The organism is Undibacter mobilis (assembly GCF_003367195.1).
In the GTDB taxonomy this organism is placed as follows: domain Bacteria; phylum Pseudomonadota; class Alphaproteobacteria; order Rhizobiales; family Xanthobacteraceae; genus Pseudolabrys; species Pseudolabrys mobilis.
In genome coordinates, this window is sequence record NZ_QRGO01000001.1 from 2,938,239 (window position 1) to 2,958,545 (window position 20,307).

20 protein-coding genes are annotated in these 20,307 nt (G+C 62.8%); 12 read left to right on the forward strand and 8 right to left on the reverse strand.

The features are described 5' to 3' along the window. Positions 1–49 precede the first annotated feature (49 nt). From DXH78_RS13975 to DXH78_RS13985, 3 genes are all read left to right on the forward strand, one after another. A complete protein-coding gene (locus DXH78_RS13975; protein WP_115517606.1) occupies positions 50–751 on the forward strand; it encodes an alpha/beta fold hydrolase in 702 nt (233 codons plus the stop codon). A 19-nt stretch (positions 752–770) separates the two neighbouring features. Beyond that, positions 771–1,262, forward strand: coding sequence for a methyltransferase family protein (locus tag DXH78_RS13980; protein WP_115517607.1), 492 nt, complete (start codon positions 771–773; stop codon positions 1,260–1,262). Positions 1,263–1,372: 110 nt separating this feature from the next. Continuing rightward, on the forward strand, positions 1,373–1,882 hold the full coding sequence (locus DXH78_RS13985; protein WP_115517608.1) for a hypothetical protein: 510 nt from the start codon (positions 1,373–1,375) through the stop codon (positions 1,880–1,882). A gap of 34 nt (positions 1,883–1,916) precedes the next feature. Here the strand turns inward: DXH78_RS13985 and DXH78_RS13990 are convergent, their stop codons facing one another. The 3 genes from DXH78_RS13990 to parE all read right to left on the reverse strand — a co-directional run bounded on the left by DXH78_RS13990 (position 1,917) and on the right by parE (position 5,817). Continuing rightward, the gene (locus DXH78_RS13990; RefSeq protein ID WP_147292647.1) at positions 1,917–2,699 is read right to left on the reverse strand and encodes a hypothetical protein; all 783 of its coding nucleotides are present in this window, start codon (positions 2,697–2,699) and stop codon (positions 1,917–1,919) included. 59 nt (positions 2,700–2,758) lie between these two features. Next, positions 2,759–2,932, reverse strand: a complete 174-nt coding sequence (locus tag DXH78_RS19930) for a hypothetical protein (protein WP_168192816.1) — start codon at positions 2,930–2,932, stop codon at positions 2,759–2,761. Positions 2,933–3,747: 815 nt separating this feature from the next. Next, on the reverse strand, positions 3,748–5,817 hold the full coding sequence (gene parE / locus DXH78_RS13995) for a DNA topoisomerase IV subunit B (RefSeq protein WP_115517610.1): 2,070 nt from the start codon (positions 5,815–5,817) through the stop codon (positions 3,748–3,750). A 202-nt stretch (positions 5,818–6,019) separates the two neighbouring features. Here parE and DXH78_RS14000 point away from each other — a divergent pair, with 202 nt between their 5' ends. The 4 genes from DXH78_RS14000 (at position 6,020) to DXH78_RS14015 (ending at position 10,780) form a co-directional block, all read left to right on the forward strand. Beyond that, entirely contained in the window at positions 6,020–6,550 is a 531-nt protein-coding gene (locus DXH78_RS14000; protein ID WP_115517611.1) for a DedA family protein, read from the forward strand. A gap of 114 nt (positions 6,551–6,664) precedes the next feature. After that, positions 6,665–7,651 (forward strand): MBL fold metallo-hydrolase, encoded by a 987-nt coding sequence (locus tag DXH78_RS14005; protein WP_115517612.1) that lies wholly within the window; start codon positions 6,665–6,667, stop codon positions 7,649–7,651. A 331-nt stretch (positions 7,652–7,982) separates the two neighbouring features. Beyond that, positions 7,983–9,041 (forward strand): N-acetyl-gamma-glutamyl-phosphate reductase, encoded by a 1,059-nt coding sequence (gene argC / locus DXH78_RS14010; protein WP_115517613.1) that lies wholly within the window; start codon positions 7,983–7,985, stop codon positions 9,039–9,041. A gap of 125 nt (positions 9,042–9,166) precedes the next feature. Next, positions 9,167–10,780, forward strand: a complete 1,614-nt coding sequence (locus tag DXH78_RS14015; protein ID WP_245416822.1) for an isovaleryl-CoA dehydrogenase — start codon at positions 9,167–9,169, stop codon at positions 10,778–10,780. A gap of 141 nt (positions 10,781–10,921) precedes the next feature. Here DXH78_RS14015 and DXH78_RS14020 read toward each other — a convergent pair whose 3' ends face one another. The 4 genes from DXH78_RS14020 to DXH78_RS14035 form a co-directional block, all read right to left on the reverse strand. Next, on the reverse strand, positions 10,922–11,320 hold the full coding sequence (locus DXH78_RS14020; RefSeq protein ID WP_115517902.1) for an MAPEG family protein: 399 nt from the start codon (positions 11,318–11,320) through the stop codon (positions 10,922–10,924). Between the two features lie 89 nt (positions 11,321–11,409). Next, on the reverse strand, positions 11,410–12,195 hold the full coding sequence (locus tag DXH78_RS14025) for a sulfite exporter TauE/SafE family protein (RefSeq protein ID WP_115517615.1): 786 nt from the start codon (positions 12,193–12,195) through the stop codon (positions 11,410–11,412). A 16-nt stretch (positions 12,196–12,211) separates the two neighbouring features. After that, the gene (locus DXH78_RS14030) at positions 12,212–12,745 is read right to left on the reverse strand and encodes a rhodanese family protein (protein WP_115517616.1); all 534 of its coding nucleotides are present in this window, start codon (positions 12,743–12,745) and stop codon (positions 12,212–12,214) included. Between the two features lie 26 nt (positions 12,746–12,771). Beyond that, entirely contained in the window at positions 12,772–13,107 is a 336-nt protein-coding gene (locus tag DXH78_RS14035; protein ID WP_245416823.1) for an ArsR/SmtB family transcription factor, read from the reverse strand. A 99-nt stretch (positions 13,108–13,206) separates the two neighbouring features. Here DXH78_RS14035 and DXH78_RS14040 point away from each other — a divergent pair, with 99 nt between their 5' ends. Then, on the forward strand, positions 13,207–14,094 hold the full coding sequence (locus DXH78_RS14040; protein WP_115517617.1) for an MBL fold metallo-hydrolase: 888 nt from the start codon (positions 13,207–13,209) through the stop codon (positions 14,092–14,094). An 8-nt stretch (positions 14,095–14,102) separates the two neighbouring features. Here DXH78_RS14040 and DXH78_RS14045 read toward each other — a convergent pair whose 3' ends face one another. Next, positions 14,103–15,887, reverse strand: a complete 1,785-nt coding sequence (locus DXH78_RS14045; RefSeq protein WP_245416877.1) for a PHA/PHB synthase family protein — start codon at positions 15,885–15,887, stop codon at positions 14,103–14,105. 402 nt (positions 15,888–16,289) lie between these two features. Between DXH78_RS14045 and DXH78_RS14050 the strand changes: the two genes are divergently transcribed. The 4 genes from DXH78_RS14050 to glpX all read left to right on the forward strand — a co-directional run bounded on the left by DXH78_RS14050 (position 16,290) and on the right by glpX (position 20,291). Next, the gene (locus DXH78_RS14050) at positions 16,290–16,673 is read left to right on the forward strand and encodes a hypothetical protein (RefSeq protein ID WP_147292648.1); all 384 of its coding nucleotides are present in this window, start codon (positions 16,290–16,292) and stop codon (positions 16,671–16,673) included. Positions 16,674–16,743: 70 nt separating this feature from the next. After that, entirely contained in the window at positions 16,744–17,961 is a 1,218-nt protein-coding gene (locus tag DXH78_RS14055) for an LL-diaminopimelate aminotransferase (protein ID WP_115517620.1), read from the forward strand. Between the two features lie 4 nt (positions 17,962–17,965). Next, positions 17,966–19,276 carry a homoserine dehydrogenase gene (locus tag DXH78_RS14060; protein ID WP_115517621.1) on the forward strand — a complete coding sequence of 437 codons (1,311 nt, stop codon included), beginning with the start codon at positions 17,966–17,968 and terminating at the stop codon, positions 19,274–19,276. 22 nt (positions 19,277–19,298) lie between these two features. Further along, positions 19,299–20,291, forward strand: coding sequence for a class II fructose-bisphosphatase (gene glpX, locus DXH78_RS14065; RefSeq protein WP_115517622.1), 993 nt, complete (start codon positions 19,299–19,301; stop codon positions 20,289–20,291). The last annotated feature ends 16 nt before the right edge of the window (positions 20,292–20,307 follow it).

A 20,307-nucleotide genomic window follows, 5' to 3' on the forward strand; every position in this document is an offset into this window, starting at 1 on the left:
GCTAATTTTGGCTGATTTTTCGGGCTTTTTGCCCTCTGGAGGCTCTGAAATGGCAACTTCGCTCCCCCTCGTGCTGGTCCCCGGCCTCCTGTGCAGCGCCCGGCTGTATGCCCCTCAGGTCGAAGCGTTGTGGCCGAACGGCCCGGTGACGGTGGCCGATCACCGGCGTGACGACGATGTCGCGGCGATCGCCAAGCGCATTCTCGACAATGCGCCGCCGCGCTTCGCGCTCGCCGGCCTGTCGATGGGCGGTTACATCGCCTTCGCCATGATGCGGCTGGCGCCCGAGCGTATCGACCGCCTCGCGCTGCTCGATACATCGGCGCGGCCCGACACCGAGGAGGGCAAGGCCGGCCGCGAGAAATTCATCCGCATGGCGCAAGACGGCAAGCTGATGGAGATCGTCGACACGCTGACGCCGAAGTTCCTGCACCGGAACCACGGCGGCGACGAGCGGTTGAAAGGCATCGTTCGTGCCATGGCGCGCGAGACCGGGGTCGAGGCTTTCGTGAGCCAGGAGAGGGCGATCATGGGGCGGCCGGATTCACGTCCGCTGTTGTCGTCGATCAAATGCCCGACTTTGGTGCTGGTTGGCGATGGCGATGAACTGACGCCGCCGGAGCTGGCGCGCGAGATCGCCGGCGGCATTGCCGGATCGAAGCTTGTCATCGTGCCGGACTGCGGGCATCTGTCCACGCTCGAACAGCCGGACGCCGTCAACCAGGCGCTGGCCGCATGGCTCCAATCGTGAGCATGGCAAAGGAAATCGTATGAGCACCGTGCGCGACAATCCCGGCGTCATCGCGCCGCCGCCGCTGATCGCGCTGGCGGTGCTCGTCGCCGGCCTGCTGCTGGACTGGCTGTTGCCGGCGTACCTGCTGAGCGTGTTGCTGTCCTGGGGCACGCGCATTCTGCTCGGCCTCGAACTGATCGGCGGTGGCGCGGCGCTGATCGTCATCGCCATGCGGGCGTTCCGCGCGGCCGGCACGCATGTCGAGCCGTGGAAGCCGTCTACCGCGCTGGTGGCCGGCGGCCTTTACGCTTACGTGCGCAACCCGATCTATGTCGGGATGATCCTGATCCTCGCCGGGCTTGCTGTCCTGCTGGCATCGGACTGGATGCTGGTTCTGACCATTGTCGTCTTCATTCCGGCGATCCATTTCGGCGTCGTGCTGCGCGAGGAGCGCTATCTCGCGGCGAAGTTCGGCGCGCCCTACCGGGGCTATCTGCAAAAAGTACCGCGCTACGGCTGGCCGTTCTGAGCGCGGCGGCACAGCGCACAAAAAAACTGCGACTTTGATCTGGCGCAGATTGTCGCCGCGCCGGCCGTTGCTATGCTGACCAATCAAGGCGAGTCAGCCGGAGTCGACGTTTGTTCGCAAAATCGTTCGCGGTATTATCGTTGCTGGGCGCGCTTTCCGTCGTCCCGGCCATCGCTGCGACCGATCCTGTGCCTCAGCCGGACACGCTGGCGACGCCGCAATTCACCGCCGAGCCGGTGTTCCGCGACCTCAATCTGCTGGGTAACTGGGCCGTCGATTGCGACAGACCGGCGTCACCGGCGAACCCGCACGTCAATGTCAGCGCGCCGGGTGCCGGGCTGATCGTCGAACACCACGACGTCGGCGCGGACTTCGCGCCCAATCTCTATCACGTCGTTGCCGCGCGCCGCGTCGACAAGCGCGACGTGGAAGTGCGCGCGTTATTCCGCCCCGGCACCGAGAGCGAAGACGCGCAGATTTTGGTGCTGCGCATCGGCAAGGCGAAGGGCGCCGATACGCGGCGCACCATGTTCAACCGCGGCGAGGATGGCGTGCGCGTGAAGAACGGCGTCGCGGTGCGGAGTGGGGCGAAGACGGCGGTGTTGAGGAGGTGTGGGTAATCAATATGGTTTCTTGATACCGATCGGCGTTGTCTTAGGCGTTTTCGGGAACCTCTATATCGTCGTCATCTAATTCGATATCGACCCCGCTCGCTGATGGGTCAGATTTGTCGCCTGCGGCGAGTTGTCGTTTAAGCTGCCGTAATGTGTTGATGTAGTAAGCCTCGGCTGCGCGCCAATGGCGGAATATCCGACAGCGTATTTTTGAGACAAATACTTGTGGCTCTAAAGCCAAGAACAAAGCAGAGGTCGAAGAGATGCTAGAGAAAATCTCATTCCGAAGCGCATTGTTTTCCGGGAGGTGTGCAGGGTTGAAGTTCTCGTAGACGAAATTTCGTACAGCCTCCCTGTGGAGACGCCAGTCACGCGCATCAACGCTAACTGGTTTGTGATTATGGAAATCTAGAGCCGGTCCGACGTGATTTAAGTGTTTAAATAATTCATGCGTGCCGCGGTCAAACATGGCGCTTGATATGATAACGACATCGACGTCGGACGTCTCTGCGAATGTTCGCCCAAACTTGTGTGGTGACGGGCTAAATCCGAGCTTGGCGCTTCCAACGATGCAGACGTCTTGATAGCCGATCTCGAACCGATCTGCCACCTGCTCTCTAAATATTAAATACTTCATCGGGCTGCTGGCAAAAACAAACGGAACGCCTTCGAGCAAGAAAACTTTGGCGACTACATCGAAGTTGTCCATTGCCCCCAATAGCGATTTGAGATCGTTGGGTGATAATGAAGTGCTGTTGACTAGAATATCGAGAAGTTTTTTCTGTTGAGGATCGTTCGCTGGGGGTGTTTGAGTCTTAGTCACAATCGTCCTCTCGATAACAGGCGCAAGCAGATTCATAAATATAAGTCGGGCTACTGGCCCTAATTGTCGGGACTTCTTTTTTCATCTGCAAGCCGTTTGCGCGCTTCGGCGCGTAGGGCGGGGAAGTCGGCCTCGTCGGCGCAGCCGCTGGCGATACCGGCATCCCAAAGGCTGCGAAAGCGTTCGACATCGCCGTCGTTTAGCATGAGTGGGCGAGTAGATGTGTCCGACATCGTGTCTACCTCATTCTGCTGCCGCCACTCTCGGACGGCCTTGATCTTTCGACATCAACCGTTTTGCAAAATTCCTCATGGTTTGTGGCCATGAGGTAGTCGTTACTATAATTCAGGTCTTTAGTATCCGAAGAATCTCGACCACAGCGACGGCTGTGAGACAAGGGAAGTGATGACGGCGAGCACTAGGCCGACGGCTATGGGGCCAACGATGAGCGCTTCAAACTTTCCGTATCTGACGAAAATGGCGTGCTTGGGGTTTTTCATGGCTGTCTCGCGTGCTGTTACTTCGAAAATACGCGAGGACGTTTCTTGAGCAATTTATTTTCGGCTACGTTGGTCTGAGGGTATGGGTTTGCTTCCTTGGCGGTTTCTGAAATTCCTACCGCCTGCTAAGTAAGTGTTTGATTTGTTGAGCTACTTCTTAAGTAGCTACGACCTAAGGCGACTGCGGCCTTCTGTTAGAAAGAAACGTCGCCGAAACCCTCTCAAGGCGGCGGTTCCGGGTCCTTGCCGTCACATTCGACGTAAGCCTCTGGCAGAATTTAGGGAATCCGGAGCGCCGGCGAAGGGTAGCCCCGGCGGAAAATTCCCAATGGGAGCACGTCAGTTTTCTCGGCGTTCGGCTTCGCTGCGCTCCTCACGATGTATCCGATTGAACGCAGCACTGGGTCCCCGCTTTCGCGGGGACGAACGGAGAGGGGCCGTCATTCCGGGACGGCCGTAGGCCGGACCCGGAATCCAGAAACGGATTCGGAGCTTGCGTCTGGATTCCGGGTTCGCGCGTTTCACGCGCGCCCCGGAATGACGGGAGATCAAACGTCCAGCAACTCCTCTGACGCAAACTCTGCCTTCTCCTGGATGAACTCGAAACGCGCTTCGGCCTTGTTGCCCATCAGGCGCTCGACCGAGCTGGCCGTGGCTTTCTCATCGCCTTCGGACAAGGTGACCTTGAGCAGCGTGCGCTTGCTCGGGTCCATGGTCGTTTCTTTGAGCTGCGCCGCCATCATCTCGCCAAGGCCCTTGAAGCGCGAGACCTCGACCTTGGCATTGGCGTTGAATTCGGTCTTGAGCAGGTGATCCTTGTGGGCGTCATTGCGCGCATAGAAGATCTTGCCGCCGTGCTGCAGGCGGAACAGGGGCGGCACCGCGAGATAAAGCCGGCCGAGATCGATCAGCTTCGGCATCTGCCGGTAGAAGAACGTGATCAAGAGCGAAGCGATATGCGCGCCGTCGACGTCGGCGTCGGTCATGATGATGATCTTCTCGTAGCGAAGATCGGCCTCGCTGAAATGCGTGCCGGTGCCGCAGCCGAGCGCCTGAATGAGGTCGGCGAGCTGCTGGTTTTGCGCCAGCTTGTCCTTGCCGGCGGAGGCGACGTTCAGAATCTTGCCGCGCAATGGCAGCACGGCCTGCGTGCGGCGATCGCGCGCCTGCTTGGCCGAGCCGCCGGCCGAGTCGCCTTCGACGATGAACAGTTCGGAGCCTTGCTCGGCGGTATTGGAGCAATCGGCGAGCTTGCCGGGCAGGCGCAGTTTACGCACCGCGGTCTTGCGCGCGTGATCCTTTTCCTGTCGGCGGCGCAGGCGGTCCTCGGCGCGCTCGATGACGAAGTCGAGCAGCTTGTTGGCCTGCAGCGGGTTGCCCGACAGCCAGTGATCGAACGGATCCTTGATGGCGCCTTCGACGATCTTCTGCGCCGCGGCGGTGGCGAGGCGGTCCTTGGTCTGGCCCTGGAATTCCGGCTCGCGAATATAGACCGACAGCATCGAACCCGAGCCGACCATGATGTCTTCGCTGGTCACCGGGGCGACGCGTTTTTCCTGGCCGATGCGCGCGGCGTGATCTTTCAGGCCGCGGAGCAGGGCAGAGCGCAGACCTGACTCATGCGTGCCGCCATCCGGCGTCGGGATGGTGTTGCAATAGGAATTGGTGAAGCCGTCGGCGTCGGCGGTCCACGCCACCGCCCATTCCACCGAGCCGTGCTTGCCGCTCTTGCCCGACGCACCGGAGAAAATATCGGGATGCACGAAGGTCGCGCCTTCGAGATTGGCGCGCAGATAGTCGGCAAGACCATTGGCGAAGTGGAAAGTCGCCTGCGGCGGAATGTCGGTGCCTTCGACCAGTGACGGATCGCAGGACCAGCGGATTTCGACGCCGCCATAGAGATAGGCCTTGGAGCGCGCCATCTTGAAGACGCGCGCCGGATCGAACGCCGCCTTCTTGCCGAAGATGTCGGCGTCCGGCTTGAAGCGGATCTTGGTGCCGCGGCGGTTCGGCACGCGGCCGAGCTTTTCCAGTTTGCCCTTCGGCTTGCCGCGCTCGAACACCATTTTGTAGAGCTGCTGCTCGCGCGCGACCTCGACCTCAAGCCGCTCGGACAAAGCGTTGGCGACCGAGACGCCGACGCCGTGCAGACCGCCCGACGTCTCATAGACGTTGGAGTCGAATTTGCCGCCGGCGTGCAGCGTGCACATGATGACTTCGAGCGCCGACTTGTTCTTGAACTTCGGATGCGGATCGACCGGGATGCCGCGGCCGTTGTCGTTGACGGTGAGGAAGCCGTCGGTGTCGAGTTCGACCTCGATCCAGTCGGCATGGCCGGCCAGGGCCTCGTCCATCGAGTTGTCGATGACTTCGGCGAACAGGTGATGCAACGCCTTCTCGTCGGTGCCGCCGATATACATGCCGGGGCGGCGGCGCACCGGTTCCAGACCCTCGAGAACCTCGATGTCCTTGGCGCTGTAGCCGCCGTCGCCGGCGCTCGCCTTGGATGGCTTGCGTGCGGATTCCTTCGGCGCGGGGCGGGCGGCGGCCTGACGGGCAGGGGCCGCGAACAGGTCGTTCTGCTTGCCGGATTTCTTGCTTGCTGCGGATTTGGCCATAGTTACAAGACGTTCGTTGTAGGACTTCGCGGATCGGATGAGGAAAACAGGCCGGACACATAGGCGTTCGGCGAATCGTTTGTCAGCGACTATGCCATGGCCAAGCTTCATTGGCCTGCCTTGGGGTCTAAACCAAGGCGGCGGCCGGGAACCTTGTGTCGCACTGGCGGCGTCCCGGGGGCCGCGCTAGATGAACCTCTGAATGGACTTCCAAAGCATCATTGAAGGGATTGTCGCCTTCGCGCGCGAAAACGCGGCGTGGGCGCCGCCAATCATGTTCGTACTCGCCTTCGGCGAGTCGCTGGCTTTCGTCTCATTGCTGTTGCCGGCCTGGGGCGCGCTGGTGGCGCTCGGCGCGTTGATCGGCAGCAGCGGCATCAGCTTCTGGCCGGTATGGGTCGCGGCTGCGCTGGGCGCGGCGCTGGGCGATTGGTTGTCCTACTGGATCGGGCAGAAGCTCGAATACCGGGTGCAGCATATCTGGCCGCTGTCGCGTCACCCCGACCTGATCCCGCGCGGCGAGCGGTTCATGCGCAAATGGGGCGTGCCGGGCATTTTCATCGGCCGGTTCTTTGGCCCGCTGCGCGCCTCGGTGCCGCTGATCGCCGGCATTTTCGAAATGCCGTTCTGGACGTTCCAGTTCGCCAATGTCGCCTCGGCTTTCGTCTGGGCGGCGGTGTTGCTGACACTAGGCGACGGCATCTCCCGGTTGTTGTCGCTGTGGCCATGGTAACGAGGCCGTGACCGGGGTGCGGCGTATGGCGCAGGAATAGCGCTGGCGGCGTGGTGTTAGCTTGTCAGCCGGCGCCCTCGTGCGGCGCCCATACAGTTTTCCATGGAGATCAGGATGCTCGAGCTTTCACGCCGCAACCTCATGACCGGCGGCGCCGCTGCAGCCGCCGCGGTCACCACCGCGCCGCTCATCCTCGCTGCCGCGAATGCGCAGGCCGCCGGTGGCGCCGTGTCGCCGCTGACCGGCGTCTACGCCTACAAGATGGGCGATGCCGAAATCATCCAGGTGTTCGACGGCGCGCGCACCTTTCCGATTCCAGACAACTTCATCGTCAACCTGTCGAAGGAAGAGACCGCCAAGGCCTATGCCGCGCAATACATGCCGGCCGGACAACTGACGATCACCTTCTCGCCGCTGATCGTGAAGGTCGGCGGCAAGACCATCGCCATCGACACCGGCAACGGCCTTGGCGCCAATGCGGCAACCAAGGGCGCGGTTGGTAATGCGCGGCACAGCATGGCGGCGGCCGGCATCGATCCGAAGTCCGTGGACATCGTGCTGATCTCGCATTTTCACAGCGATCACATCAACGGTCTGAAGAATGCCGATGGCTCGCCGGCCTATCCGAATGCGCAGATCATGGTGCCGTCGGTCGAACAGGCTTTCTGGACCGACGAAAGCAATGCGAGCAAGGCGAACGGCCCGAACAAAGGCAATTTCGCCGGTGTGAAAAAGACCATGGATGGGCTCAAGACCACGCCATTCGATGCCGGCAAAGAAGTTGCGCCGGGCATTACCGCGGTGGCGACGCCCGGCCATACGCCGGGCCACACCTCGTTCGTGATCGCCTCGGGCAACAAGAGCGTGATGGTGCAGGGCGATGTCACCAATCATCCGGGCGTGTTCATGCCGAATCCGGGCTGGCATCTGATGTTCGACAATGACGCCCAGACAGCCGAAGCGACGCGGCGCAAGGTCTACGACATGGCCTCGGCCGACAAGATGCCGATCATCGGCTACCACTTTCCGTTCCCGTCGGCCGGCTTCGTCGAGAAGAGCGGCACTGGCTACCGCCTGGTGCAGGTCCACGCGCTAAGCTGACGCATTTTCCGATTTTGATGCTAAAGGCCGCCCCGCCGGGCGGCCTTTTTGCATTTCGGTTTCGTTTTTGACGGGATTGACCGGTTCCGCCGCGCGCCCTATATCGCCGCTCATGACGACGATTGGCACCCGAAATTTACGTCCACGCCGCCGTACCGGCACGGCGCGGGGACTTTTGCGCGCTTAAAACGTCCCTGTGCCGCTGGATTTGACCGCGGCCTTTTCCTGTCTCCCGACCGCGTCATCCCAGCACCTATCATGTTCCCGTCAACGGGAACGACCACTCTGCTCGGCCGCTTGATGCGGCATCTGAATTCAAGGGTCTAAGATCATGGCGACAAAGGCAAAGATCGGCGTCCTCGGCGCTTCCGGCTATACCGGTTCCGAACTGGTGCGGATGCTGCTGCGCCACCCGCGCGCCGAGATCGTGCTGCTCACTGCGGAGCGTTCGGCCGGCAAGCCGATGCGCGAGGTGTTCCCGCAGTTCTCGCCTTATGAGCTGCCGACGTTGGTCGCCATCGAAGGCCTCGACTGGAAGGCGCTGGCGCTCGACGTCGTGTTCTGCGCGTTGCCGCATGCGACGACGCAGAAGGTGCTCAAGGACCTTCTCGCCGCCGCGCCGGAGACCAAGGTGGTCGATCTGTCGGCCGACTTCCGGCTGTCGGACACCGCGGCTTATGCCAAGTGGTATGGCCACGAACATCATGCGCCGGAGCTGCAGAAGGAAGCGGTTTACGGCCTTGTCGAAATCCACCGGCGTGACATCCGCAAGGCGCGGTTGGTCGCCAATCCCGGCTGCTACACCAGCGGTGCGCAACTGCCGCTGACGCCGCTGATCAAGGCCAAGGCCATCGACCTCGACGAGATCGTCATCGACGCCAAATCCGGCATGACAGGCGCCGGCCGTTCCGCCAAGGAGGCGATGCTGTTCTCGGAAGTGTCCGAAGGCTTCAATGCCTATGGCGTCGGCAAGCACCGGCACATGGCCGAACTCGATCAGGAGTTTTCGCTGGCCGCCGAGCGGCCGGTGACGGTGACCTTCACGCCGCATCTCCTGCCGCAGAACCGCGGCATCCTGTCGACCATCTATGTGCGGGGCCGGCGCGGCCGCACCGCGCAGGATCTGCACGAGATCCTGTCGAAGTTCTACGCGAAGGAACCCTTCGTACATGTTCTGCCGTTTGGCGAAACGCCGCACACGCGGCATGTTCGCGGCTCGAACATGACCATGATCGGCGTTGCTGCCGACCGCATCGAAGGCCGGGCGATTATCATCTCCGCGCTCGACAACCTGGTGAAGGGCGCGTCCGGTCAGGCGATCCAGAACATGAACCTGATCATGGGATACCCCGAAACCATGGGCATCGATCAGGTCGCGCTGTTTCCGTAGCGATCTGTCATTCCGGGACCGCCCGTTAGGGCGGGACCCGGAATCCAGCTACACTGACTGCGTTCGCTTCTGGATTCCGGGTTCGCGCTTTCGCGCGCCCCGGAATGACGAAGGAGAGCCGGGTCATGTTCGAGGTCGCGAACCAGCCGCCGCCGCTGGAGCCCTATAATCTCTTCGCCAGCGACACGGTGCTGCGCGAATGCGTGACGCGCGAGAAGGCGGACTGGGCCGAAGGCGGCCTGCAGGCGCTCGGCGCGACATTGGGCAAGCCCGAGACGATCAAGCTCGGCTTCGATGCCAACAGGTTTCCTCCGCAACTCAAGACGCTCGACCGCTACGGCCACCGGCTCGACGAGGTCGAGTTTCATCCGGCCTGGCACGAACTTATGGCCATCGCGCTGCGCGCCGGGCTGCACTCCAGCCCCTGGGCCAAGCCGCAAGCCGGCGCGCATGTCGCGCGCGCCGCTGGCACCTACATGCTCAACCAGATCGAGAGCGGCGTTTATTGCCCGATCGCCATGACCTACGGCTCGGTGCCGACGCTGCAGCACGCGCCGGACGTCGCTGCGGTGTGGCTGCCGAAAATCTACAGCCGCGACTACGACAAGCGATTCATGACCGTGGGTCAGAAGTCCGGCGCGCTGCTCGGCATGGGCATGACCGAGAACCAAGGCGGCTCTGATCTGCGCACCAACGCCACGCGCGCCGAGGCGACGGGCGACGGTTCGTTCCGGCTATATGGCCATAAATGGTTCATGTCGGCGCCGATGTGCGACGGCTTTCTGGTGCTGGCGCAATCGGGCAAGGGCCTGAGCTGTTTCCTGATGCCGCGCTTTGCGCCGGACGGGACACGCAATGCGATCCGCATCCTCCGCCTCAAGGACAAGCTCGGCAACAAGTCCAACGCCTCGAGCGAAGTCGAATTCGAGGGCGCCTATGCGCAACTGATCGGTGAGGAGGGGCGCGGCATCCCCACCATCATCGAGATGGGCAACCACACGCGGCTCGAATGTTCGATCGGCTCGTCGTCGCTGATGCGCGCCGCCGTCGTGCAGGCGATCCACCATGCGCGGCACCGCGTCGTGTTCCAGAAGAAGTTGGTGGATCAGCCGCTGATGACCAATGTGCTCGCCGACCTGGCGCTGGAATGCGAGGCGGCGACCATGCTGACCTTCCGCCTGGCGCGCGCCTATGACGAGGATGACGACGTCGCCACCGTGTTCCGCCGCGTCGTCACGCCGGCAGCGAAGTTCTGGATTTGCAAGCGCACCCCCAACGTCACGCTGGAGGCGATGGAGGTGCTGGGCGGCTCCGGGTACATCGAGGAAAGCGTCATGCCGCGGCTTTACCGCGAAGCGCCGGTCAACTCGATCTGGGAAGGGTCGGGCAATGTCATGTGCCTCGATGTGCTGCGCGCGCTCGGCCGCACCGCCAATGCGGCGGAGATTCTCCACACCGAGTTGCGCGTGCCGGGCGAGCCGCGGCTCAAGGCTTTTGCTGGCGCGCTCGAGCAAAGGCTGCTCGGCGCCGAGCGCAATGACGAGGCGCAGGCTCGCGCGCTGGTGCGCGATCTGGTGCTCGCTTTGCAGGCGGCGCTGCTGATCAAGCATGCGCCGGCCGTTGTTGCCGACGCGTTCTGTGCCTCGCGCCTCAGCGGTGAGAGTGGCGGTGCTTTCGGCACGCTGCCGCGCGGCGTCGATACGCGCGCCATCATCGAGCGCGCGGGGCCGGTGCATTGAAAACGCTTGTGCCGGGCGCGCTGCGGCATTGATACCGCCGCGCTGACCCGGGATCGTTCAACATTCAGCGTTCTTGGCGGTGCCGGTTCTGCTGTGCATGGTTTCGCTTCGCGGCACGATGCACGGCGCCCGAGACAAGATTCAAAGCTTGCCGATGATCGCCAGTGCCAGCGCGACCTGCGCGCCAAATCCGACGGCGAATGTCAACGTGCGCAACACCGGCACACCGAGCGCATAGACGATGGCATGCGCCAGCCGCGCCCAGAAATAGACCGCGCAGGCGATTACGGTGCCGCGCGTCGAATAGCCGATATTGTCGAGGATCAGCACCAGCGGTGCAAAGACGACGAGATTATCGACGGCGTTGGTGTGCGCGAAATACAGCCGTTGCGCCCACGGAGTTTGCGGTTTGTCGTCGCGCGACGGGTTGGCGAGGGTGCCCCAAAGGCCGCGCACCATGATGCGGTCGAGGATATAGGGAATCCACAGCACCCCGGTCAGGATGACCGTGAAGGTGAGCCACATCAGTTCGCGCGACATCGCAGCCTCCGTGTCCGACGCCGGCACCGGCCGGCGGCTCGGAGACTAGCCGATCCAACGGACGTCGGCCATCGAGCCGCGGTGGATAATCATCCGAAGATGGAACGGGCGATCACATACAGCCCGACGACGATGACGATGCCGGAAAAGACACGGGTCAGCGCGTTCTTGTGGCCGGACAGATGTCGGGCCAGGCGCGTGCCCGCAAGTCCGCCGACGGCGCCGCCGGCAATGAACAGCAAGGCCAGCGGCCAATCGACGAGGCCGGACCAGGCATAGCTGGCTGCGGTGGTCAGGCCGAAGGCCGTCACCGAAACCAATGACGATCCGATGGCGTTGATGAGCGGCATGGCGGTGGCGCCGATCAAGCCGGGAACAATGAGGAAGCCGCCGCCAATGCCGAAGAAGCCGGACAGCACACCGACCACGAGGCCGCCGCCGATCAGCCAGGGCAAAAGCTCACCGACGCTTTCCTGGGTGAGCTTCACGTCCGGATTGTCGCCGGACCGGCGCGGCCGCAGCATCAACACGCCGATCACGACCATCAGGCCGCCGAACAAGGCCAGCAGCCGCGATCCATCCACCATTTTGCCGAGCTGAGCGCCGATCGCCGCGCCGGCGATGCCGGACATCGCGAACACCAGCGCGCAGGGCCACTTCACCGTCCGGGCGCGGGCATGGCCGGCAAGATTGGCGGCGGCGCTGGCCGCGACTGCAATAGCGCTGGTGCCGATCGCAACATGCGGCGACGGCACGCCGACGACATAGACCAGCAGCGGCACGGCGAGGATCGAGCCGCCGCCGCCGATCAGGCCAAGCGTGAAGCCAACCAAGCTTCCCGAGCCGAGGGCGAGTATCGTCTGCAATGTCGTCATGGCGGGCTTTGATGGCTCAGGCGCTGTGCATCCGCCGGTTCCAGGGCATCAGCGCCAGCACGCGCGCCATGCCGCAGAATCCGGTGACGCCGGCGACCAGAAGACCGGCGCCGACAAAACCGGAGAGAGCGTAGAAAACCGGATTGACGAGAAAGCCGAGCAGGGCGCCGAGCAGCGCCAGACTGCCGGCGCCGATCTGCACCTGCCGCATCATGTCGATCGGCTGCTTGCGGTCGAGCGATACGGGCAGGCCGGCTTTCTTCCAGGCGTCGATGCCGCCTTCAAGGATAAAGGCCTCGCAGCCACCGGCAACGTTGGCGAGCTTTCCGGCATTTGTTTTCGTCCGCATGCCCGAACGGCAGTGAAAGATGAGCACGTCATCGCCGGGCCGCGCCGGCATATCGCGATCGAGAAGGCTCAAGGCGTGGTGCCGCGCGCCCGGAATATTCTCGCGGGCGTGTTCGTCGGCTTCGCGAATATCGACGAGCACGGCGCCCGTCTGCATCAGCTCGGCGGCGCGGGTGGGCGATATGGTTTTTAGTTCAGTCATGGCGGTTTTCCCTGTGTGCGCCCGTGTTACGGGCAATAGATATCTTTGAGCAGCGCGAGCAGGCGCGCCGCGTTCTTGTCGGCGATGCGGTAGTAGATGGTCTGGGCATCGCGCCGCGTGGCGAGAAGGCCGTCGTCGCGCATCTTGCCGAGATGCTGCGACAGCGCCGACTGGCTCAGATCCACCGCGTCGGCGAGCGCGCCGACCGACATCTCGCCGACGATGGCGAGCCGGCACAGGATCAGCAGCCGGTTCTCATTGGCGAGCAGTTTCAACAGCCCGGCCGCTTCCGCCGCCTTGCGTTCAAGCTGTGCCATGCTCTTATCGCCGGACGAGATCTTGATCGCCGTGGCTTCAGGCATCGAAGTCTCCATAAATTAGATGTTGCTAAATTAGTGTCTGCTAATATATACGTCAAGTCCAAGAATGGACGTTGAGGCAAAAATTCAAGGAGACGTGCGATGTCAGCGGTCGCTAACACACTGAAAAAGCCGAAAATAAGGGCTTTTTTCGACGAGCCGACCAATACCGTGAGCTATCTCGTCTGGGACGGCGACACCTTGGACGGCGCGGTGATCGATCCCGTGCTCGACTACGATTTCCGCACCGGCGACTGTTCCACCAAGTCCGCCGACGCCATTCTTGCCGAAGCGAAAAAGCTCGGCGTTAAAATCGGCCAGGTGCTGGAAACCCACGCCCATGCCGACCATCTTTCGGGCGCGCCTTACATCAAGCTCAAGACCGGCGCGACGGTCGCGATCGGCGAACATATCCGCGACGTGCAGCGCATCTTCCGTCCGGTGTTCAACGCCATTGACGTATCGGGAGACGGCTCGGAATTCGACCGCCTGTTCAAGGATGGCGAGACATTTACGATCGGCGGTCTCGGCGGCGAAGTCATGCACACGCCCGGCCATACGCCGGCTTGCGTGTCTTACAGAATCGGCGATGCCGTGTTTGTCGGCGACACCATGTTCATGCCGGATTACGGCACCGCGCGCGCCGACTTCCCCGGCGGCAATGCGCGCGATCTTTATCGCTCGATCAAGCGCGTGCTGTCATTGCCTCCCGAGACGCGGCTGTTTATGTGCCATGACTACAAGGCGCCGGGCCGCGACAATTATGCCTGGGAGACGACCGTCGCCGAGGAACGAGCCCGCAACGTGCATGTGCATGAGGGTGTGAGCGAGCAGGATTTCGTGTCGATGCGCGAAGCGCGCGACGCCACCTTGGCCGCGCCCTTGCTGCTGCTGCCGTCGATCCAGGTGAATATCCGCGCCGGCAAGTTTCCGCCCGCGGAAGTGGACGGCGTGCATTATCTGAAGGTGCCGATCAAGCTGGCGTCATAAAGCGTGCTTCAGTCCCGGACTTTCACATAAGAGCCCGGCGCGTCCTCGATCGGCTCCAACTGGCCGCCGCCGATCGTGCGCGCCGGCACTTTCTCGTCGCTCAGCTGGCCAATCCAGTCGATCCAGTCCGGCCACCATGAGCCGGGGTGCTCGATCGCGGTCTTGAGCCACTGATCGACGTCATCGCCCTTGGGCGCTCCGCCAAGCCAGTACTGGTATTTGATCTTCGGACCTGGCGGGTTGATGACGCCGGCAATGTGGCCCGAGCCGGCGAGCACGTAGCGCACCGGACCGCCGAAGAACTGCGAGCCGTACAGCACCGATTTGGCCGGGGCGATGTGATCCTCGCGCGTCGCGAGATTGTAGACCGGCACCGTGACGTCGCTGAGCTTGAGTTTGGTGCCAGCGATTTCCATCTCGCCTTTGGTGAGGCGGTTGGTTTGATAGCAGTTGCGCAGATAGAAAGAGTGGTTGGCCGCCGGCATGCGTGTGGCGTCCGAATTCCAATAGAGAAGATCGAACGGGTAGGGCTTCTTGCCCTTAAGGTAGTTGTTGACGACGTAAGGCCACACCAGATCGTTCGAGCGCAGCATGTTGAACGTATTCGCCATGCGCGAGGCTTCGAGATAGCCCTGTTCCTGCATCTGCTGTTCAAGGGCGCGGATGCGATCTTCATCAACGAAAATCTTGAGGTCGCCGGCGAAGGTGAAATCGACCTGCGCCGCGAACATCGTCGCAGAGACGACGCGATCCCGTTTCTGGGCTGCGAGCCAGGCCAAAGTCACGGCGAGCAGCGTGCCACCGACGCAGTAGCCGATGGTGTGGACCTTGCTCTCGCCGGTGATTTTCTCGATCACGTCCATGGCCTCGAGCGGGCCTTCCTTCATGTACTGCTCGAAGCTCTTCTGGGCGAGATGCGCGTCGGGATTGACCCATGAAATCACGAACACCGTGAAGCCGCGGTCGACGCACCATTTGATGAAGGATTTTTCCGGCGTCAGGTCGAGGATGTAAAATTTGTTGATCCAGGGCGGCACGATCAGCAGCGGGACCTTGAGCACCTCGTCCGTCGTCGCTTCGTACTGGATGAGCTGCATCAGATCGTTCTGATAGATCACCTTGCCGGGCGTGAGTGCGAGGTTGCGGCCAACCTCAAAGTTGGAGGGATCGGTCTGGCGGATCTTGAGATTGCCGTGCCCGGCGACGATGTCCTCGCTCAGCATCTGAAGGCCGTTGGCAAGGTTTTCGGCGTTCGAAGCGAGCGTCTCGCGCATCAGTTCGGGATTGGTCAGCACAAAATTGGACGGCGCTAGGGCATTGGCGAACTGCTTGATATAGAAATCGGCCTTGCGCCGCGTGAGCTCATCAACGCCTTCGGCGTCGCTCACCAGCTTTTCGCTCCACTGCACCGTGAGCAGATAAAGTTGCTTGAGGAAGTCGTAGAACTGGTTCTGCGTCCATTCCGGATCGGCGAAGCGCTTGTCTTTTGGATCGGCGGTGACGATCGGCGTGAATTCTTCGCCCGAGAGGCGATGCATCGCGCTCGCCCACAGATCCAGATAGGAACGGCCGATGTCCTGCTGCAGTTGCAACGTGCGCTCGGGGGCGGACAGCCAGTATTCGAGGACCTTGGAGACGGTCTTGACGATGTCGGCGATGTCGGCGGCGAAGGCGTCCTCGACCTTGCCTTCCTCGCGCGGCTTCATGTAGGCGGCCAGCGCCTTGCCACCTTGCTCGATGGCACGAGCGAGATTGCGCGAGAACACCTCGACATCGACGGAGCCGAACGCCATCTGCTCGGCGGACGCCTTGCCATTTCCGGATGTGGCGGTTTGCGCTTTGTCGTTACCGCGCTTGTCGGCGGCCGGTTTGGCGGCCACAGGCGGTTTGAGTGTCACGACATTGCCGGCCTCGTTTTCGGAGGCGGCTCGGGTCCCGGAACTGGGCGTTTCCATCGTCATTCTTTGTTCGTCCCCGGGGCTCTCTTGGACCGGGTGCGCGAGGCATCGCAAGGCAGGATATTAGGCAAAATCACGCGCCATCGTCCCGAATGTTAGGCGACCCGCCCAACACCTTGCTGGCGCCATATTAGCCGGTTAGCGCGTTTATGCTATAATTCATTGAGTCTGCGTCGTTTTTTTGGCAATCGGCTTTCGGCAATGCAGCGACATGCTGAGATTGTAATGAGGTGCTTGGTGAGGATGTGGCGGCCATCGACCATGGTGCTGGCGATTGCAGTACCGCTGGGTGCCCAACTGGCGCTGTCCGGCTGCGCCGCCGGCGGTATGGGCGATCAACTGCCGCATGCGATGGGCGGTCTGCCGCAAAGCGCGCCGGCGCGGCCCGACAAGCCCTATGCCTATCCGGGCGTTTACGACACGCCGGCCGCGCGCAGCACCAAGCCGCTCGATGACACCGAGCAACTCAGGCTGCAACGGGAGCTTCAGGGCGTGCGCGACCGCCAGGAAAAAGTGACGGCCGACCCGGACGCGCCGCCGCCGGCGGACCAAAAGCCCACTAAAAAGAACGCCACCGGCCCGAAATCCGGGCAGGCCACTGGCGCAAAAACGAACCCGTGATAAAAGCCAGCCGGGGTTACCAAGGCCAGCCGGAGAGGGCGGCCCAGGCTCCAGCCAAGGTCTGAGAACGATGGAAGAATTCTACCGAATCCGCCGCCTGCCGCCCTATGTCTTCGAAGAGGTGAATCGCGCCAAGGCCAAGGCTCGGAACGCCGGCGCAGATATCATCGACCTCGGCATGGGCAACCCGGACTTGCCGGCGCCGCAGCACGTTCTCGACAAGCTCAAAGAGACGCTCGGCAAGCCGCGTACCGACCGCTATTCCGCCTCGCGCGGCATTCCCGGCCTGCGCAAGGCCCAGGCCGCCTATTACGAGCGCCGCTTCGGCGTGAAGCTCAATGCCGATACCCAGGTGGTCGCCACCTTGGGTTCGAAGGAAGGCTTTGCCAACATGGCGCAGGCCATCACGGCGCCGGGCGACGTCATCATCGTGCCCGACCCGAGCTATCCGATTCACGCGTTCGGCTTCCTGATGGCCGGCGGCGTCATTCGTTCGGTGTCGTCGGACCCGACGCCGGATTTCTTCGTCCAGGTCGAGCGTGCGATCCGTCACTCGATTCCGAAGCCGATCGCCATCGTCGTCTGCTATCCGTCTAACCCGACCGCCTTCGTGGCCAGCCTCGACTTCTACAAGGACCTCGTCGCCTTCGCGAAGAAGCACGAGATCTTCATCCTGTCGGATCTGGCTTACGCCGAGGTCTTCTTCGACAACGACCCGCCGCCGTCGGTGCTGCAGGTGCCCGGCGCCATCGATGTCGCCGTCGAGTTCACCTCGATGTCCAAGACGTTCTCGATGGCCGGCTGGCGCATGGGCTTTGCCGTCGGCAATGACCGGCTGATCGCCGCGCTGGGCCGCGTGAAGTCCTATCTCGATTACGGCGCCTTCACGCCGATCCAGGTCGCGGCTGCTGCCGCGCTCAACGGCCCGGACGATTGCGTGCGCGAGATGCGCGCCATCTACACCAAACGCCGCGACGTCATGGTCGACAGCTTCTCGCGTGCGGGATGGGACGTGCCGCCGCCGACCGCGTCGATGTTCGCCTGGTCGCCGATCCCCGAACCGTTCCGCAGTATGGGCTCGGTCGAGTTTGCCAAGCTTCTGGTCGAGAAAGCCGAAGTCGCCGTGTCGCCCGGCACCGGCTTCGGCGAGCGCGGCGAAGGCTATGTGCGCATTGCGCTGGTCGAGAACGAACAGCGCATTCGTCAGGCTGCCCGCAACATCAAGAAATTCCTCGAGACGGCGCCGACACAGCTTCACAACGTCGTGCCGCTGGCGAACCGGCGCTAATTCCATGGTCGAAACGTTGAGAGTAGGGGTTGCCGGCCTCGGCACCGTGGGGGCTGCCTTGATCGCCCAGATCGGGAAGCAGCGCGAGGCTATCGCCGCGCGCTGCGGCCGCCGCATCGAGGTGGTCGCGGTGTCGGCTCGCTCGCGCAATAAGAACCGCGGCGTCGACCTCAAGAAGATGAAGTGGTTTTCGGACCCGGTCGAGCTTGCCGGCTTCGACGGCATCGACGTCTTCGTCGAGCTGATGGGCGGCTCGGGCGATCCGGCCAAGACCGCGGTCGAATACGCGCTCGCCTCCGGCAAGTCGGTGGTCACCGCCAACAAGGCGCTGCTGGCCAAGCACGGCTTCAAGCTGGCGCAGCTGGCCGAAAAGGCCGGCGTCGCGCTCAACTATGAAGCCGCGGTCGGCGCCGCCATTCCGGTGATCAAGACCTTGCGCGAGGGGCTTGCCGGCAATTCGATCAACCGCGTCTACGGCATTCTCAACGGCACCTGCAATTACATCCTCACCCGGATGGAGCAGGAGGGCTTGTCCTATGCCGACTGTCTGGCCGATGCGCAGCGCCTCGGTTATGCCGAAGCCGATCCGACCTTCGACGTCGAAGGCTACGACACCGCCCAGAAGCTGGCGCTGCTTGCGAGCCTCGCCTTCGGCACCAAGGTCGATGAGGGTGCCATCTATGTCGAGGGCATTTCCTCGATTGCGCCGGCCGATCTCGCGGCCGCCGACGAGCTTGGCTACCGCATCAAGCTGCTCGGCGTTGCCGTGCGCACGGGCAAGGGCATCGAGCAGCGCGTGCATCCGACCATGGTGCGCAAGGACTCTTCGATCGCGCAGGTGATGGGCGTCACCAACGCCGTCACCATCGACGCCGAGGGCATCAACCCGATCACGCTGGTTGGTCCCGGTGCCGGCGGCGCCGCGACTGCCTCCGCCGTGCTGTCCGACATCGCCGATGTGGCGCGGGGTCTGAAAGCGCCGCCGTTCGGCCGGCCGACCGGTAAGCTTGTCGCCGTGCAGAAGGCGCCGATGCAGCGCCACGAAGGCGGTTACTACATCCGCCTCGAAGCGCGCGACAAGCCGGGTACGGCGGCGACCATCGCCACCAGGCTCGCCGAGCAGGAGATTTCGCTGGAGTCTATCGTGCAGCGTCATCCCAAGGGCGAAGTGCCGAAGTCGAAAAACGGCTCGGTGCCGGTTATTCTTATTACCTACGCCACATCCGAAGATGCAGTGCGCAAGGCGCTCGCCGCCGTAGGCCGCGACAAGGTGATCTCGGGCCGGCCGCAGGTCATCCGCATCGAGAAGAATTAGTCAGTTACGAGGGGACCATCCGATGGCTTCGATTACCATTCAGCCCGAACTGCTGCTGGAGCGCATTCTGACGCTGGAGATCGTGCGCGTGACCGAACGCGCGGCGGTGTCGGCGGCGCGGCTGCGCGGCCGCGGGCTGGACAAGGCCTCCGATCAGGCGGCGGTGGACGCTATGCGGCGTGAGCTCAACAAGCTGCCGATCGACGGCACCGTGGTGATCGGCGAGGGCGAGATCGACGAAGCGCCGATGCTGTTCATCGGCGAGAAGGTCGGCAACAAGTCGGGCCCGAAGGTCGATATCGCCGTCGATCCGCTCGAAGGCACTGTGCTGTGCGCCAAGAACATGCCGGGCTCGATCGCCACTATCGCCATGGCCGACGGCGGCACGCTGCTGCACGCGCCGGACTGCTACATGGACAAGATCGCCATCGGCCCGGGCTATCCCAAGGGCACCGTCGATCTCGACGCGCCGGTTGAAGAGAACATCATCAACCTCGCCAAGGCCAAGGGCGTGAAGCCGTCAGAGATTACGGCGATCCTGCTCGACCGTCCGCGCCATGCCGACAAGATCGCGGCGATCCGCAAGATCGGCGCCGCGGTGTCGCTGATTTCCGACGGCGACGTTGCCGGCGTCATTCACTGCGCCGAGGCCAAGACCGGCATCGATATCTATCTCGGCTCGGGCGGCGCCCCCGAAGGCGTGCTGTCGGCGGCGGCGTTGCGCTGCATCGGCGGCCAGATGCAGACGCGTCTGGTCATCGACACCGAGGCGCTGCAGGAGCGCATCAAGAAGATGGGCATCAAGGATGCCAAGAAGAAATACGAGATCGAGGACATGGTGAAGGGCGACTGCCTGTTTGCCGCCACCGGCGTCACCACTGGTGCGATGCTCAAGGGTGTCGTGTTCGGCAAGGATGTGATCGAGACAGAGACCGTGGTCATGCGTTCGACCACCGGCACCGTCCGCCGCGTTATCGCCGAGCACCGCCAGCTCGAGAAGTTTCATCTGGATTGAGTCGTAGACCTCGCCG